This window comes from Mycolicibacter longobardus, from assembly GCF_002102265.1.
Lineage (GTDB): Bacteria > Actinomycetota > Actinomycetes > Mycobacteriales > Mycobacteriaceae > Mycobacterium > Mycobacterium longobardum.
The window spans coordinates 42,790-57,523 of the sequence record NZ_LQPG01000056.1; the positions used below are offsets into that span (position 1 = coordinate 42,790).

At 70.1% G+C, this 14,734-nt stretch carries 14 protein-coding genes and 2 riboswitches; of the genes, 7 read left to right on the forward strand and 7 right to left on the reverse strand.

Annotation, left to right across the window (positions count from 1 at the left end; translation table 11 throughout):
• Entirely contained in the window at positions 1-438 is a 438-nt protein-coding gene (locus AWC16_RS22380) for a GNAT family N-acetyltransferase (protein ID WP_085266914.1), read from the forward strand.
• A gap of 248 nt (positions 439-686) precedes the next feature.
• Positions 687-1,331, forward strand: coding sequence for a uracil-DNA glycosylase family protein (locus AWC16_RS22385; protein WP_085266915.1), 645 nt, complete (start codon positions 687-689; stop codon positions 1,329-1,331).
• A gap of 94 nt (positions 1,332-1,425) precedes the next feature.
• On the opposite strand, the gene AWC16_RS22390 is transcribed toward AWC16_RS22385, so the two are convergent.
• Entirely contained in the window at positions 1,426-1,851 is a 426-nt protein-coding gene (locus tag AWC16_RS22390) for a nitroreductase family deazaflavin-dependent oxidoreductase (RefSeq protein WP_085266916.1), read from the reverse strand.
• 14 nt (positions 1,852-1,865) lie between these two features.
• Positions 1,866-2,156: an antibiotic biosynthesis monooxygenase family protein gene (locus AWC16_RS22395; protein WP_085266917.1), complete on the reverse strand. Its 291-nt coding sequence runs from the start codon at positions 2,154-2,156 to the stop codon at positions 1,866-1,868.
• A gap of 121 nt (positions 2,157-2,277) precedes the next feature.
• On the opposite strand from AWC16_RS22395, the gene AWC16_RS22400 reads away from it, so the two are divergent.
• Positions 2,278-2,724, forward strand: a complete 447-nt coding sequence (locus AWC16_RS22400) for a hypothetical protein (RefSeq protein ID WP_085266918.1) — start codon at positions 2,278-2,280, stop codon at positions 2,722-2,724.
• On the opposite strand, the gene AWC16_RS22405 is transcribed toward AWC16_RS22400, so the two are convergent.
• The 4 genes from AWC16_RS22405 to cobN are packed head-to-tail and all read right to left on the reverse strand — an operon-like array spanning position 2,710 to position 9,216.
• Complete coding sequence (locus AWC16_RS22405) at positions 2,710-3,444, reverse strand: cobalt-precorrin-6A reductase (RefSeq protein ID WP_085266919.1); 735 nt, start codon at positions 3,442-3,444, stop codon at positions 2,710-2,712. The genes AWC16_RS22400 and AWC16_RS22405 overlap by 15 nt on opposite strands.
• Positions 3,441-4,892, reverse strand: a complete 1,452-nt coding sequence (locus AWC16_RS22410) for a cobyric acid synthase (protein ID WP_085266920.1) — start codon at positions 4,890-4,892, stop codon at positions 3,441-3,443. The genes AWC16_RS22405 and AWC16_RS22410 overlap by 4 nt, the downstream gene beginning before the upstream one ends.
• Complete coding sequence (gene cobF / locus AWC16_RS22415) at positions 4,892-5,635, reverse strand: precorrin-6A synthase (deacetylating) (protein ID WP_207572388.1); 744 nt, start codon at positions 5,633-5,635, stop codon at positions 4,892-4,894. The genes AWC16_RS22410 and cobF overlap by 1 nt, the downstream gene beginning before the upstream one ends.
• Positions 5,635-9,216, reverse strand: coding sequence for a cobaltochelatase subunit CobN (gene cobN / locus AWC16_RS22420; protein ID WP_085266921.1), 3,582 nt, complete (start codon positions 9,214-9,216; stop codon positions 5,635-5,637). Before cobN ends, cobF begins: the two co-directional genes overlap by 1 nt.
• Before the next feature lie 29 nt (positions 9,217-9,245).
• Positions 9,246-9,358: riboswitch (cobalamin riboswitch) on the reverse strand.
• A 5-nt stretch (positions 9,359-9,363) separates the two neighbouring features.
• Positions 9,364-9,555: riboswitch (cobalamin riboswitch) on the forward strand.
• Between the two features lie 37 nt (positions 9,556-9,592).
• On the opposite strand from cobN, the gene AWC16_RS22425 reads away from it, so the two are divergent.
• From AWC16_RS22425 to AWC16_RS22440, 4 genes are read left to right on the forward strand one after another with little or no spacing between them, the layout of a single operon-like run.
• Positions 9,593-10,801 (forward strand): ABC transporter substrate-binding protein, encoded by a 1,209-nt coding sequence (locus tag AWC16_RS22425; RefSeq protein ID WP_085266922.1) that lies wholly within the window; start codon positions 9,593-9,595, stop codon positions 10,799-10,801.
• Positions 10,798-11,838: a FecCD family ABC transporter permease gene (locus tag AWC16_RS22430; RefSeq protein ID WP_085266923.1), complete on the forward strand. Its 1,041-nt coding sequence runs from the start codon at positions 10,798-10,800 to the stop codon at positions 11,836-11,838. Before AWC16_RS22425 ends, AWC16_RS22430 begins: the two co-directional genes overlap by 4 nt.
• A 26-nt stretch (positions 11,839-11,864) precedes the next feature.
• Positions 11,865-13,601, forward strand: a complete 1,737-nt coding sequence (locus AWC16_RS22435) for an ATP-binding cassette domain-containing protein (RefSeq protein ID WP_085266924.1) — start codon at positions 11,865-11,867, stop codon at positions 13,599-13,601.
• Positions 13,598-14,176, forward strand: coding sequence for a DUF7676 family protein (locus AWC16_RS22440; RefSeq protein WP_085266925.1), 579 nt, complete (start codon positions 13,598-13,600; stop codon positions 14,174-14,176). The genes AWC16_RS22435 and AWC16_RS22440 overlap by 4 nt, the downstream gene beginning before the upstream one ends.
• Positions 14,177-14,273: 97 nt before the next feature.
• On the opposite strand, the gene AWC16_RS22445 is transcribed toward AWC16_RS22440, so the two are convergent.
• Positions 14,274-14,734 (reverse strand): PPW family C-terminal domain-containing PPE protein (locus tag AWC16_RS22445; protein ID WP_474629002.1); only part of this gene is annotated, 461 nt, incomplete at its 5' end.

Sequence of the window (14,734 nt, forward strand, 5' to 3'; positions counted from 1 at the left end):
GTGCCGACTCTCGACGGTGTCAATTTCTCGACGGACGGTGCGCGGGTGGACCGGGACTGGCTCTGGGCCGAGCTCACCGAGCACACCTATTGGGCGAAGTACCGCACCCGCGCCATGTTCGACCGACAACTCGACGGAGCGTGGCGGGTGGTGGGCGCTTACCGGGCCGACGACGGGGCGATGGTCGGCTTCTGCCGCGCGGTCTCCGACGGCGCCGCTTTCGCCTACCTGGCTGACGTCTACGTCGCCCGTACGCAGCGCGGCCAGGAGATCGGCAAGAGATTGTTGCGGGTGATGATCGACGAGGGCCCCGGCCGGGATTTTCGGTGGACGCTGCACACTGCCGACGCGCACGGGCTGTACGAGCAGTTCGGCTTCGCCGCTCCGGACGCGACGTACATGGAACGCCCCTACCGGCTGGTGCACATTCGGGACTGACCGCGCCGGCGCGTTATCCCCAGTTGCGGTCCAACCCACAGGTGCGCACGGCGACGGGTGATCCCAGCTCCCGCAGAGCGCTTTGGTGATGGCTCCTCCGGGTGCGTTCGGACTGCCGCCGGGGTGCATCAAAACAACCGCGTCGTGAGCGTAGGCACGTCGAGCCACGGCTGCGAAGCTATGCGGTCAGCCACCGATTCGTCGGCAAACACACGCGCCGACCCGTGTGCATCGGCCATGATGCAGTCATGGGAGACGGTGTGGCCATGATTGACTCAGCCGACTTCGCCAGCCGCAAACGGCGCATGGCAGCGCGGCGACGCCGAATTTTGGCGTGCGACGAATGCTCGGCGAACGATCCCGGCATCACCGCGGCGGTAGCGGGTTACGGCTCAGTTGTCTCGCCGGTGGCGCTTGTAGGGCAGGCCCCAGCCCCAAAATGTGTTGGCGCTAGGCCGTTCACCGAGGGGTCGGGCAAGCTGATCGACGCTGCCCTGGAAGCTGTCGACTTGTCCCCCGACCGCGTATTCATCACTAATGCTGTCCACTGCCATCTGCCCGACCACCGTCCGCCGACGGCGCGCGAGATCGCCACCCACCTACCTCACCTGCGCGATGAGCTGGATATCGTGTCGCCATCTTTGGTGATCGGCCTGGGAAAGCACGCCGAAAAAGCGTTGCGGTCGATTTATCCCGGCGCGGTGGAGTTGCGGTGGCCGTTCACAACGCCGAGTGCCCGACAGGCACAACGGCTCGAAGCTGCGGGGGCGCCGTTGCTGCTGTTCGCGCCTCACCCCAACCGAATCAGGCAGTGGGAACCCGCAAACAAGCCCATGTACGTGCGCCGTCTGGCCTCAGCGTTGGCGTGGGCATGGAGGTGCTGTGCACCGTGACGCTCTGCATCAGATAAAGTCCACAACCCCAAGGACTCCTAGAAACCGACCCCGACCTACCCGATGACGAAGTGACCTAGCACCGGGATGCCGGTCAGGCTTCGCTTCGAATCAGCTCCACGACCGGGATGACCCGCTCGGTCCGCTCCCGGTAGGCGGCGAAGCCGGGGTAGCGCTCGGCCTGGATCGCGTAGAGCCGGTCGTGTTCGGCGCCGGTGACCTCGGTGGCGGTGACGGGGAAGGTCTCGGTGCCGATCTCGACGGTCGCCGAGGGGTTGGCCCGCAGGTTGTAGTACCAGCTCGGGTGGTTGTCCTTGCCCTCATTGGAGGCGAACACGATGATCCGTTCTCCCTCGGGCAGATACATCATCGGGCTGGTGCGCGGCTGCCCTGACTTGGCCCCGATGGTGGTCAGCAGCAGGACCGGCGCTCCGTCGAACCGGCCGCCCAGCTTCCCGCCACTGCTGCGGAACTCAGCGATGTTGCGGGCGTTGAACTCCAGGGTTCGCTTCGCGTCCACGGCTGACCATCTCCCTAGTCGATGCCCACGAAGTGCTCGATCACCGGCGGGGATTCGTAGAAACCGTGCAACAGGCCTCGCCACTGCTCGAATTCGGGCGACTTCCGGAATCCCTCGGTGTGCGCCTCGACGCTCTCCCACTGCACCAGCAGCAGGTATAGGTTCGGCGACTCGACCGAGCGCGACATCGAAATCCCCAGGAATCCAGGCTGCGCGGAGATCAACGGCCGCGCCTTGGCGAACGCTGCTTCGAAATCGGCTTCGCTGCCCGGCCGGATGGGTAGCACTCCATGTTCCACAATCACGCCTGCCAGTCTGCCCGACGGCGTGTGGCCAGGATTACCGACCAAAGACTCTTGTCTGTTACCGCATGACACAGATACGTTACCTGCAACCGACGGACACAGATAACTCTGGAGGTGCGGTATGGGTGCTCTCGCAGCGGCGGTGGTCTTCGCCTGGATGGGTATGGTGCTGGCGATCTCGTTCTTGGAGGCGCCGTTGAAGTTCCGGGCGCCGGGGATCACCATCCCGTTGGGTTTGGGCATCGGCCGCCTGGTGTTCCGGGCCCTGAACGCGGTCGAGATCGTGCTGGCGACGGTGGTGGTGCTCGCGGTCGCCGCCGATCCCCCGGGGCCGGCGGCGCTGGCGGCGATCGGCGTCGCGGTGGCGGTGTTGACCGCCCAACTGTTGTTCGTCCGGCCGAGGCTGCGTCGCCGCTCGGATGCGGTGCTGGCCGCGGAGGCCACCCCGGCCGGCGGGATGGCCGAGCGCTCGACGGCTCACTACGCCTACGCCGGACTGGAAGTGGTCAAGGTTGTCGCGCTGCTGGCTGCCGGTGCCGCCCTGCAGGTCTATTCAGTCACCGGTTAGCACCCAGGCCAGCGCCTGTTCGACGTCGTACACCGTTGTCACGCCCGCTGGCCGGGCCGGGCGGCGCACGATGACCACCGGCAGGCCGAGTTCTCCGGCGGCCACCATCTTCGGCCAGGTGTATTCGCCCCCGGAGTCCTTGGTGACGACGACGTCGGCGCGGTGATCGCGCAGCAGTGCGAGTTCGCCCGGCAACGCGTAGGGTCCGCGGTCCCTGATCACAGTCCAGTTGCGCGGCAACGTGATCGATGGCGCCTCGACGACGCGGGCCAGCACCGCCGCCTCGGCCAGCGCCGGAAGGTAGGCCGCCAACTGTTGACGTCCGATGGTCAGCACCGGCCGCCGGCCCAGCCGGGCCGCGATCTGCCCGGCCTGGTCGTGTGAGTCGGCCCAATGCCAGGACGGCCCGGCCCGCTCCGCCCAGCCGGTCCGCTCCAACCGCAACAACGGGCGGCCGGTGGCGGCGCAGGCCGCGGCCGCGTTGGCCGACATGGTCGTCGCGAACGGGTGGGTGGCATCCACGACGGCGTCGTAGTCGGCCAATGCCGCACGCAGACCGTCGATTCCCCCGAAGCCGCCGATCCGCACCGCTCCGACGGGCAGCCGTGGATCGGCGACCCGGCCGGCGAGCGAGGTCGTGACGTCGACACCGGCGGCGACCAGCCGGTCGGCCAGGGCTCGCGCTTCCGCGGTTCCGCCGAGCAGCAGCAGACGCGTCACGGTGCCCCCGGTGCCAGAAACGGCAGGCCCGGCGGCGGCCCGCCGTGCGCCAACTCCAGCAGGGCGTCGACGTCCAGGTGCTCTTCGATCAGATCACCCAGCATGTCGAGTCGGCGCTCCCGGGCGGCAGGGAATGACACGCCCGACGGTGCCAGCCCCAGGGTGCCGCGCAAAAACGCCGCACGCAGCGCGTCGTCTTCCAGATATCCATGTCTCATGGTGCCGAACACCTGACCGGCACGAGCACCTCCGGGAAACTCGTCGACACGGTCGCCCGGGGCGGTCCGACCGTGGTGTATCTCGTATCCGCCATCGGTCAGCCGCAGTACTTTATCTGCGGCAAAACATGTTTCAACATCCAGCAGGCCCAGACCGGTCACCTCGCCGGGCGCGCCCTCGACCCCTTCGGGATCGCGGATCACCCGGCCCAGCATCTGGAAGCCCCCGCAGATCCCCAGTACCGGCTTGCCCGCGGCGGCGTGCGCCGCGATGGCAGCATCGATCCCCCGCGAGCGCAGCCAGGCCAGATCGCTGATGGTGGAACGGGTTCCGGGCAGCACCACCAGATCGGCGTCGGAAACCCCCCGCGGATCGGAGACGAACACGACGTCCAGATCCGGTTCCAATCCGAGTGCGTCGAGGTCGGTGAAGTTGCTGATCCGCGGCAGCCGGACCACCGCGGCCCGCCGCGCCCCGCTGCGCACCGAGCGCCTGCCGTCCAGATCGAGGGCGTCCTCGGAGTCCAGCCACAGCTCCGGATGCCACGGCAGGGTCCCGAACACCCGCCGGCCGGTGAGCCGCTCCAGGTCGGCCAGGCCCGGCGCCAGCAACCGCTGCTGCCCGCGGAACTTGTTCACCATGAACCCCGCCACCAATGCCTGATCCTCGGCCGAAAGCAGCGCGACGGTGCCGAAGAACGCCGCGAACACCCCGCCGCGGTCGACGTCACCGACCACGACCACCGGCAGGCCGGCGTGGCGCGCCAAGCCCATGTTCACGTAATCACCGGCCCGCAGATTGATCTCGGTCGGGCTGCCCGCACCCTCGGCGACGATCACGTCGTAGCGACCGGCCAGGTCGTCGTAGGCTTCGTGCGCGCTGCGGGCCAACTCCTGCCGCCCCTGCATCCAGTTCGACGACGACAGCGTCCCCCACGGCCGGCCCATCAGCACGACGTGGCTGCGCTGGTCGCTGCCGGGCTTGAGCAGCACCGGGTTCATCGCCGGCTCCGGATCGACCCGCGCGGCGCGGGCCTGAATCCATTGCGCCCGACCGATTTCAGCCATCGAGCCGTCCGCGCCGGCGACCACCATCGAATTGTTGGACATGTTCTGCGCCTTGTACGGCGCCACCCGCACGCCGCGCCGGGCCAGCGCCCGGCACACCCCGGTGGCCACCACCGTCTTACCGGCGTCGCTGGTGGTTCCGGCGATCAGCAGCCCCGCCATCAGGGCCGCCGCACCAGCAGCACATCCATCACCCAGCCCGCGTCGGCCTTGGCCGCACGGCGGGCTGCCCCGATCTCGTCGACGACGTCAGAAACCCGGCCACTGACCAACCGCTCCCCCGCCGCCCCGAGGTTGGCGCCCCACCAGATGGTCCAGTCGGCCACCTCGGAGAGATCGAGTCCGTCCGGGTTGAGCATCGCGACGATGTTGTCCTGCCCGGCGGCAACGGCCTGCGCGAGCCGTCGCCCGGTGGTGATATGCACCGGCCGGCCCACCTCATGCAGCACGATCCGGTGCCGGGCGGCCAGCAGATGCGGGGCGCTGATCCCGGGCAGCACATCGCAATCCAGTTCCACCCCAAGGGCTTTCACCTGCTCCACGATGCGGATCGTCGAGTCGTACAGCGCCGGATCGCCCCAGACCAGGAAGGCGGCCACACCGCCACGCTCCCGCAGCACCTCGGCGTAGCGCGCGGCGCGGGCCGCATGCCAGTCGGCCACCGCCCGCACATAATCCGTCCCGGTCAGCTCCGGTGAGCGGTCGCGGGGCGGGTCGGTGACCGTGACGATCGGGACCGAGGGCGCGTGGGTGTCGACGATGTCGCGCCGCAGCGCCAGCAGTCCGTCATCAGCGCCCTTATCCGGGGCCAGCACGTAGTCGGCCGACCGCAGGGCGTCGGCCACCTCGGGCGTGACGTGCTGGGGTCCCATCCCGACGCCGAGGATCCGGACCCGCACAGTCATCACCGGTCCTCCAGGTCGCCTTCAACGTCCAGGTAAGCCTGCCGCAACGCCGCCAGGGTCGCCGGGTCGGGTTGCTCCCACAGGCCCCGGTCGGCGGCCTCCTGCAGTCGCTCCACGATGCCGTGCAGCGCCCACGGGTTGGACTTGTCGAGGAACTCGCGGGTTTGCGGGTCCAGGACGTACTCGGCTGCCAGCTTCTCGTACATCCAGTCGTGCACCACGCCCGCGGTGGCGTCGAACCCGAACAGGTAGTCGACGGTGGCGGCCAGTTCGAAGGCGCCCTTGTAACCGTGCCGGCGCATCGCGGAGATCCAGCGCGGGTTGACCACCCGGGCCCGAAACACCCGAGCGGTCTCTTCGGCCAGCGTGCGGGTGCGGACGGCATCCGGTGACGTCGAGTCGCCCACATAGGCTTTCGGGTCGGCCCCGGTGAGCGCGCGTACCGTCGCGATCATGCCGCCGTGGTAGACGAAGTAGTCGTCGGAATCTGCGATGTCGTGCTCGCGGGTGTCGATGTTCTTGGCGGCCACCTTGATCCGACGGTAGTTAGTGCGCATGTCGTCCGGGGCCGCGGCGCCGTCCAGCCCGCGGCCGTAGGCGAATCCGCCCCAGGTGGTGTAGACCTCGGCCAGGTCCTTGTCGTCACGCCAGGTTCCGGATTCGATCACCTGCAGGATCCCGGCACCATAGGAACCGGGCGCCGACCCGAATACCCGGGTGGTGGCCCGGCGCAGGTCACCGTGGGAGGCCAGGTCGGCGCGGGCGTGCGCGGCCACGAAGTTGCGCTCATCGGGTTCGTCGAGCACCGCCACCATCTGCACCGCGTCGTCGAGCATCGTCACCACGTGTGGGAAGGCGTCCCGGAAGAAGCCTGAGATCCGCACCGTCACATCGATTCTGGGCCGGCCGAGCTCTTCGAGCGCGATGACCTCGAGCCCCGACACCCGCCGGGAAGCCTCGTCCCAGTCGGGCCGCACCCCGAGCAGAGCCAGCACCTCGGCGACATCGTCCCCGGAGGTGCGCATCGCCGAGGTTCCCCACACCGACAGGCCCACCGACTCCGGGTAGCCGCCGGTGTCGTCGAGGTAGCGCCGCAACAGCGAATCGGCCATCGCCTGGCCGGTCTGCCACGCCAGCCGGGACGGCACCGCGCGAGGGTCGACGGTGTAGAAGTTGCGTCCGGTGGGCAACACGTTGACCAAGCCGCGCAGCGGCGACCCGGACGGCCCCGGCCGCACGAACCCACCGGCCAGCGCGTGCAGCACCGAGTCCAGCTCGGCCGCCGTGCCGGCCAGGCGCGGAACCACCTCGGTGGCAGCGAATCTCAGCACCCGGCACACCTCGGGTTCGGGATGCAGCGTGTCGGCGACTGCGGCCTCCCAGCCGGCGGCTTCCATGGCCTCGACCAGCTCGCGCGCGCGGCCCTCGATCTCGTCCACCACGGCTGCCGGGGCGTCCTCCTTCAGCCCCAGCGCAGCGCGCAGCCCGGGCACCGCGTGATCCACCCCGCCCCACACCTGCGGGGCGCGCAGGATCGCCAGCACCAGGTTCACCCGCTCCGGGCCGACCGGGGCCCCACCGAGCACGTGCAGCCCATCGCGGATCTGGGCATCCTTGATCTCACAGAGCCAACCGTCGACGTGCAGCAGGAAGTCGTCGAACTCCTCGTCCTCGGGCCGCTCGTCCAGCCCCAGGTCGCGGTGCATCTCCGCGGCCCGCATCAGATTCCAGATCTCGCCGCGGATCGCCGGCAGCTTGGCCGGGTCCATCGTCGCGATGTTGCCGTACTCGTCGAGCAGCTGCTCCAACCGCGCGATGTCCCCGTAGGACTCCGCGCGGGCCATCGGCGGGATCAGGTGGTCGACGATGGTGGCGTGCGCCCGGCGTTTGGCCTGAGCGCCCTCGCCGGGGTCGTTGACCAGGAACGGGTAGATCAGCGGCAGGTCGGCGATCATGGCGTCGGTGGCGCAGGCGGCAGACAGCGCCGCGGTCTTGCCCGGCAACCATTCCATCGAACCGTGCTTGCCCAGATGGATCACCGCGTGCGCGCCGAAACTCCTGTCCAGCCAACGGTATGCGGCCAGGTAGTGATGGCTCGGCGGCAGCTCCGGGTCGTGGTAGATCGCCACCGGGTTCTCCCCGAACCCGCGGGGCGGCTGGATCATCAGCACGACGTTGCCGGACTGCAGTGCCGCCAGCACGATCTCGCCGTCATCGTTGACGAACAACTTGCCCGGCGCCGCGCCCCACGCCGTGGTCATGGCGTCGCGCAGCTCGTCGGGCAGCTCGGCGGTCCACTCGGCGTACTGCTGCGCGGTGACCCGCACCTGCGCGCCGGCCAGCTGCGTGGCAGACAGCCAGTCCTCGTCCTGGCCGCCGGCTTCGATCAGGGTGTGGATCAGCCGATCCCCGGCCTGCGTCTCGTCCTCGACACCCAGCACCCCGAACCCGTCCCCGACGTCATAACCCTCGTCGGCCAGCCGGTGCAGCAGCCGCACCGCCGACACCGGGGTGTCCAGGCCGACGGCGTTGCCGACCCGGGAATGCTTGGTGGGGTACGCCGACAGCACCAGCGCCAGCCGCTTCTGCGCATTCGGGATACGGCGCAGCACAGCGTGATTCACCGCCACACCGGCCACCCGGGCGCAGCGCTCGGGGTCGGCGGCGTAGTGCGGCAGCCCGTCGTCGTCGATCTCCTTGAAGGAGAACGGCACCGTGATGATCCGGCCGTCGAACTCCGGGATGGCGATCTGCGTCGCCGAATCCAGCGGGGTGACGCCGTCGTCGTTGGCCTCCCAATCCGCCCGCGACGAGGCCAGACACAGTCCCTGAAACACCGGGATGTCCAGCGCGGCGATCTGTTCGATGTCCCACGCGCCGTCGTCGTCGCCGGCGCTCACGCCGGCGGTGGCGTTCATCGCCCCGCCTGCCGCCAGCATGCAGACCACCACCGCGTCGAGCTCCCCGAGCGCGGCGAACAGTTCGTCGGGGGCGTTGCGGAGCGACGCGGCGAAGATCGGCACCCCGACACCCCGGCCGGTGGCATCGATGGCGTCGGCCAGGGCATGCGCAAAACCGGCGTTGCCGCTGACTTCGTGGGCCCGGTAGTACAGCACCCCGACCCGAACCGCCTCGGGCGCCTCGACCGTCTCCCGCTTCCCATAGCCCCACTCGGGGATCACCGCCGGTTCGTCGAAGCCCTCGCCGGTGAGCAGCACCGTGTCGCACAGGAACGCGTGCAGCTGGGCCAGGTTGGCCGGTCCGCCCTCGGCGAGATAGGCGTGGGCTTGGGCGGCCAGCCCGATCGGGACCGTGGAGCACTCCATCAACTCGGCGTTGGGTGATCGCTCCCCGCCGAGCACCACCAGCGGCAGGCCGGTTGCGCGCAGCAGCTTCAGCTCGTCGGCGATCTCCGCGGACGACCCGAGGATTCGCAGCACCACCACATCGGCGCCCTCGAGCAGCGGTTCGATGTCGTGGCGCGCCGGGTTGCCCAGCCGGTAGGCCGCGCCGCTGGCCCGCGCGGACAGCAGATCGGTGTCGGATGTGGACAGCAAGGCGATACGGCGTGCCTCAGGCATCAGGGGCCTCCTCGGGGTTCTCGCCCCTCGTCGTCGGACGTCTCGTGGCCGTATCTGGCTAACAGGCCGGCAAGGCCCTCACAGTGGCGGAACCGCCCCGGATTTCCACCGGGTTCCTGACGCCACGAGACGGCGGCCAGCCTAACGCAGCACGGCATGCGAGAATGTCGCCGGTAAGGCGATGACAACACAGTGAGGAAGCCGGTGGAAGTCCGGCGCGGTCCCGCCACTGTCATCGGGGAGTGACCCTCATCAGCCACGGCCCGCATCAGTGGGGCTGGAAGGCGAGGCGAGCAGTGATCCGAGAGCCAGGAGACTCACGTCATCGCGTCCTGCGAACCGGGGCGGTGTACCCCGAGGAAGCTGATGCACGCCCATGTCCCGTGCGCTGCGGGTAGTCCCTGCGCTGTTGCTGGCACTGGCCACCGTGCTGGCCACGGCGCTGTCGTTGGCCGGCTGCTCCGGCGAACCCGCCTCCCGCACACCGGATGCGCGTGCCGGCTGCATCACCGACTTCGACCCGGCCGCCGACTACTTTCCGGACAAGTCGACGCTGTCCGAGGCCACCAACTTCGAGATCGAATACCGGGGCAGCCACCAGATCCTGACCGTCAAACGGCCCTACCTGGGTGGCAAGCCGGTGTCGTATGTGCTGGTGCGCTGCGGTGCGCCGGCGCCGGAGCTGACCGGCGAGCTGGCCCACGCCCAACGGATCACGGTCCCGGTGCACAGCCTCTATTCGGGCTCGACCACCCATCTGGCGATGATCACCGAACTCGGCCAGGCCGACGTGGTCACCGGGGTGGCGAGCCCGGCCGCCGTGGCCGACGCGGCAATCCGCAGTCGTATCGACGCCGGCCAGATCGTCGGCTACGCGTCGGGCGGGCAGCTCAACATCGAGAGCGTGCTGCGCGCCGGTCCCGACGTGCTGGTCACCCAGGGCATGGACGATCCCGGCTACCCCAAGCTGCGCGAGGCCGGCCTGCCCGTGGTCGCCGACGCCGAATGGCTGGAAGCCACGCCACTGGGCCGGGCCGAGTGGATCAAGGTGTTCGCCGCGCTCACCGGCACCGAACGCCAGGCCGGGCAGGCTTTCGAATCCATCCGCAACCGCTATCACGCGCTGGCCGCCCGGGCCGCGTCGGCCAAGCCCGTCGACGTCCTGGTCGGCACCATGTATTCGGGCAGCTGGTCCATGCCCACCGGCGCCAGCTACTCGGGGCGCCTGGTGGCCGACGCCGGCGGTACCTACCCGTGGCTGGCCGACACCGGCGCCGAGAACCGCCAGCTGAATTTCGAGTCGGTCTACGCCCGCGCCGGGACCGTGCCGCTGTGGCTGGTGACCGACGACTGGAAGACCCTCGACGACGCGGTCGGCCGCGACAGCCGCTACGGCGAGCTGGCGGCGGTCCGCACCGGCCAGGTGTGGTCGGCGACCAAGGCGATGACCCCCGCCGGCGGCAACCTGTATTGGGAGCGCGGTACGGCCCGACCGGATCTGCTGCTCGGCGACCTGGTCGCGATCCTGCATCCCGAGCTGGCCCCAGACCAGGCGTTCGAGTTCTTCCGGCAGGTGCCGCGGTGAAGGCGCGTACCGCACTGATCCTGGCCGGGCTGGCGGTCGCGGTGTTGATCCTGGCCCTGCTCGGTCTGGTGCTCGGGCCGGTGCGGGTTCCGGTGGCCGACACCGTGCGAGTGCTGCTGGGCGCCGAACCCTCCGATCCGCGCTGGCAGGTGATCGTCTCGAGCATGCGGCTGCCGCGGGTGCTCACCGCGCTGGCCGCCGGGGCCGCGCTCGGGGTCGCCGGCCTGCAACTGCAGACCCTGTTCCGCAACACCCTGGCCGATCCCTACATCCTCGGAGTCAGCTCCGGCGCCAGCCTCGGCGTGGCGCTGGTGGTGCTGCTCGGTGGGGCGGCGGGTGCCGGTTTCAGCACCGGCGCGGCCGGCGCCGGCCGTGCCGCGGAGGTCAGCGCGGCGGCCCTGGGTGCGGCGGCAATGCTCACGCTGGTGCTGACGCTGTCGCGCTGGACCCGGTCGGCGGCGACGCTGCTGCTGATCGGGGTGATGTTAGGTGCGGCCAGCACCGCCCTGGTGAGCCTGGCGATGGTGTACTCCGATCCGCAGCGGGTGCAGCAGTACCTGCTGTGGGGTCTGGGCAGCTTCGCCGGAACCGGCTGGGCCGATCTGCGGTTGCTGCTGCCGCTGGTGGCCGTGGGCCTGGTGACCGCGGCGGTCACGGTCCGGCCGCTCAATGCCCTGCTGCTCGGCGAGAGCTACGCCGCCACGATGGGCATCAACGTGCACCGGGCCCGGGTGATCACGGTCGCCTCGGCGTCGCTGCTGGCGGGAGTGACGACCGCGTTCTGCGGGCCGATCGCCTTCCTGGGGCTGGTGGTGCCGCACATGGCCCGCATCGTGGTGGGCACCTCCGATCACCGGGTGGTGGTCCCGGCGGTGATGTTGCTGGGTGCGGTCGCAGCGCTGGGCTGCGGCATCGTCAGCCAGGTGCCCGCCAGCGATCTGGTCATCCCGATCAACGCGGTCACCGCGCTGGTAGGTGCGCCGGTGGTGATCACCGTGCTGCTGCGCGCCCGCCGCGGCTCGGGGGTGCCGTCATGACCCCAGCCGTCAGGAACCCAACCCTCATGGCACCCGCCGTCGAGCTCGCCGACCTGGCGATCGGCTACCGGCACCGGCGCCGGAAGGTGACAGTGGCGGCCGGACTGGCCGCCCAAGCCCGCCGCGGCGAGCTGACCGTGCTGATCGGACCCAACGGCGCGGGCAAGTCAACCCTGATCCGCACCCTGGCCGGGCTGCAGCCCGCGCTCGGCGGCCGCATACTGCTGGACGGCACCGACCTGACCGCGCTGCCCCGCGACGAGCTGGCCCGACGGGTCGCGGTGGTGCTGACCGAGCGGATCGATCCGGGCCTGCTCTCGGCGCGGGAGCTGGTCGGGCTGGGGCGCATCCCGCACCTGGGTTTGGGCGCCCGGCTGCGCCCCTCCGACGAGGAGATCATCGACTGGGCGCTGACGGCCACGGGCGCCCGGCATCTGGCGGCACGGCCGGCCGTGGAACTGTCCGACGGGGAATGCCAGCGCGTCCTGACCGCCCGGGCCTTGGCTCAACAGCCCGGTCTGCTGATCCTCGACGAGCCGACCGCCTTCCTGGACGTGTCCTCGCGCGCCGCACTGTTCGGGCTGTTGCGCGCGCTGGCCCGCGACCAGCAGCTGGCGGTGGTGCTGAGCACCCACGACCTGGAGTTGGCCCTGCGGGTGGCCGACCGGGTGTGGCTGATGGATCCGGCGGGCACGCTGGTGGACACCGTCGGTGAGGAGCTGATGCTCTCCGGGCGCATCGGGGAGATGTTCGGCAACGACACGCTGAGCTTCGACCCGGCCGCAGGAGTATTCACCTTCGTCGAGCGCGGCGACGGCCGGGCCGCCCGGGTAGCGGCCCCGGAACCGTTGCGTGCCGCGCTGATCCGGGTAATGTCGCGTGAAGGCTGGCGGATCGCAGATCCGGACGAGAGCGCCGAAATCTGTCTCACCGCAACCGATCCCGGCGCCGTCACGGTGCACCGTGCAACCGGTTCGGAGGTCCGTACGCTGCGCGACCTGCCACAGCACCTGCGCGCCCTGCCCGCGGGCCCGCACCGCTGCGCACCGCCGGATCGGGTGGTGTCCGCGCTGGCCGAATTGGCAGACGTCAGCTCGTATTTCGCGGTGTCCACCGGGACGGTCGAAGGCGGTGGCTGGCGCCCGGTGGCAGAGCTCTACACCGACCGGGCGCTGCTCGCCGGCGCGGTGGACCGCGTTCAGGAGCGCATCGGGACGCCGGATTTTCGGGTCGCGGCATCGACCTTCTTCCTCGGCTTCGCGGCGCGGCTGTGGTCGATCGGGTTGGGTGGGCTCGCCGAGCACGGGTTGCTGCTGGACCTGGGCCCCGACGAGCTGTGGTACTCCGAAACCGGGCTGCACCTGTCGAATCCGATTGCCTGGCAGGGGCCGGACCTGCAATCGCGGCTGGCCGACCTGGTCATGAGCCGGCACCTGACACCGTTGGCCGCCGCGGTGCGCCGCCTGGGTCCGATCTCGGAGAAGCTGCTCTACGGCAACGCCGCCTCGGCAGTGCTGGGTGCCGCCCGCGCACTGCACCACCATCGCGGCGCACCGTTGGGAGGCGAACCGTGCTGGGATCTGGCACGCACCGTGTGCACCGACGAGCGCCTGACCGACGCCGTCCGTTTCAACGAGTCCGACACCGACTACCGGCGGACAACCTGTTGCCTGTTCTACCGCACTCCCGGCGGCGGGCTGTGCGGCGACTGCGCACTCACCGAGAAACCCGAGGTTCGGCCAAACAAGAAGGGATCCACATGAGCGAGAACTCCGCCACCGTCGTCGCCGACCCACCGATCGTCGACACCGAAGACCGTGGCCGCGAACAACTCTGGCCGCTGCCGACCGACCAGCAGAGCCTGCTGGATCTGCTGCACCTCTGCTTCGACGAGTACTGGGACGAGATCTGGTTCGGCATCATCATGCAGGGCGCCGCCTGGGAGGTGGCCGCACCAAACGCGCCGCGCAAGATCGCGATGCTCGACGGTTACGCCACCGTCGACTTCGGCCGCTGGCACTTCCACCTGTGCATCGGCAAGCACCGGGCCAGCGGCTCGGAGCTGGGCCGGATCCGCCGCTGCACCCGCGCCGAGCTGTATCGCCGGATCGGCAAGGACGGCACCCCGATGTCGTGGGGGGTGCGGCTCTACAACGGGCGCGACGAGCAGATGATGACGCTGATGCTGCCGAACCCGTTCCTCACCAACGACCAGCAGATGCGCGACGAGCCCGAGTGGGGGCAGCTCGAGCTGTGGGACAAGCTGCGCGAGAAATACCTGGGTCTGGGACCGGACCCGTTGGACCGCAGCGGGAATCAGATCCGCTGCGGCGGTTAGCAAGGCTCGACGCAGGAGAGCCGAAGCTGGACCGCCGCAACAGACCCTGCGGTTAGCGCAGCTCGCAGCGGGGCGGCGCCATCAGACCACAGCGCGGCTACTCCCCTTCCGCCGGCCAGGTGTTCGGCATCATCGGGCTGACCGCGCCCCCGCCGAACCCGTCGTCGGCCAGCGCGGTCAGCCCGCTCGGCCGCGCGCTGGCGACCCGGTGCGTGCCGCCGACGAAGCCGTGCGGCCCGGCCCCCCGGTCGGACGCGACCATCGCAGCGGGCTCGGGCTCGAGATCCATGTATTCGTAACCCCGCCCCAGCATTCCGGCCTTCGCCTTGCGCCGGCGCCGCTGGGTCGCTTCCTGCTCCACCGCGGCGGCCTCGGGCACATCCGCGCTGTCGGGTTTCGGCGCCGCCTTCTTGCGCGCACTGGTGCCCGACGCCCGTCGGGCGCCCATGTCCAGGCCACCGACCATGTACAGGTAGCCCGGCATGGTGACCGACGGCGGACCCGCCGGTGTCGGCGGCGGCGCACCGGGCGGCGGTGCTGGCGCGGGGGCCGGGGCTT

Bases quoted from the DNA above. Each gene is read 5' to 3' on its own strand.
- cobF (WP_207572388.1), bottom strand. From the start codon at position 5,635: ATGACTGTGCGGGTCCGGATCCTCGGCGTCGGGATGGGACCCCAGCAC.
- AWC16_RS22425 (WP_085266922.1), top strand. From the start codon at position 9,593: ATGTCCCGTGCGCTGCGGGTAGTCCCTGCGCTGTTGCTGGCACTGGCC.
- AWC16_RS22400 (WP_085266918.1), top strand. From the start codon at position 2,278: ATGGGTGCTCTCGCAGCGGCGGTGGTCTTCGCCTGGATGGGTATGGTG.
- AWC16_RS22440 (WP_085266925.1), top strand. From the start codon at position 13,598: ATGAGCGAGAACTCCGCCACCGTCGTCGCCGACCCACCGATCGTCGAC.
- AWC16_RS22435 (WP_085266924.1), top strand. From the start codon at position 11,865: ATGGCACCCGCCGTCGAGCTCGCCGACCTGGCGATCGGCTACCGGCAC.
- cobN (WP_085266921.1), bottom strand. From the start codon at position 9,216: ATGCCTGAGGCACGCCGTATCGCCTTGCTGTCCACATCCGACACCGAT.
- AWC16_RS22385 (WP_085266915.1), top strand. From the start codon at position 687: ATGGGAGACGGTGTGGCCATGATTGACTCAGCCGACTTCGCCAGCCGC.
- AWC16_RS22410 (WP_085266920.1), bottom strand. From the start codon at position 4,892: ATGGCGGGGCTGCTGATCGCCGGAACCACCAGCGACGCCGGTAAGACG.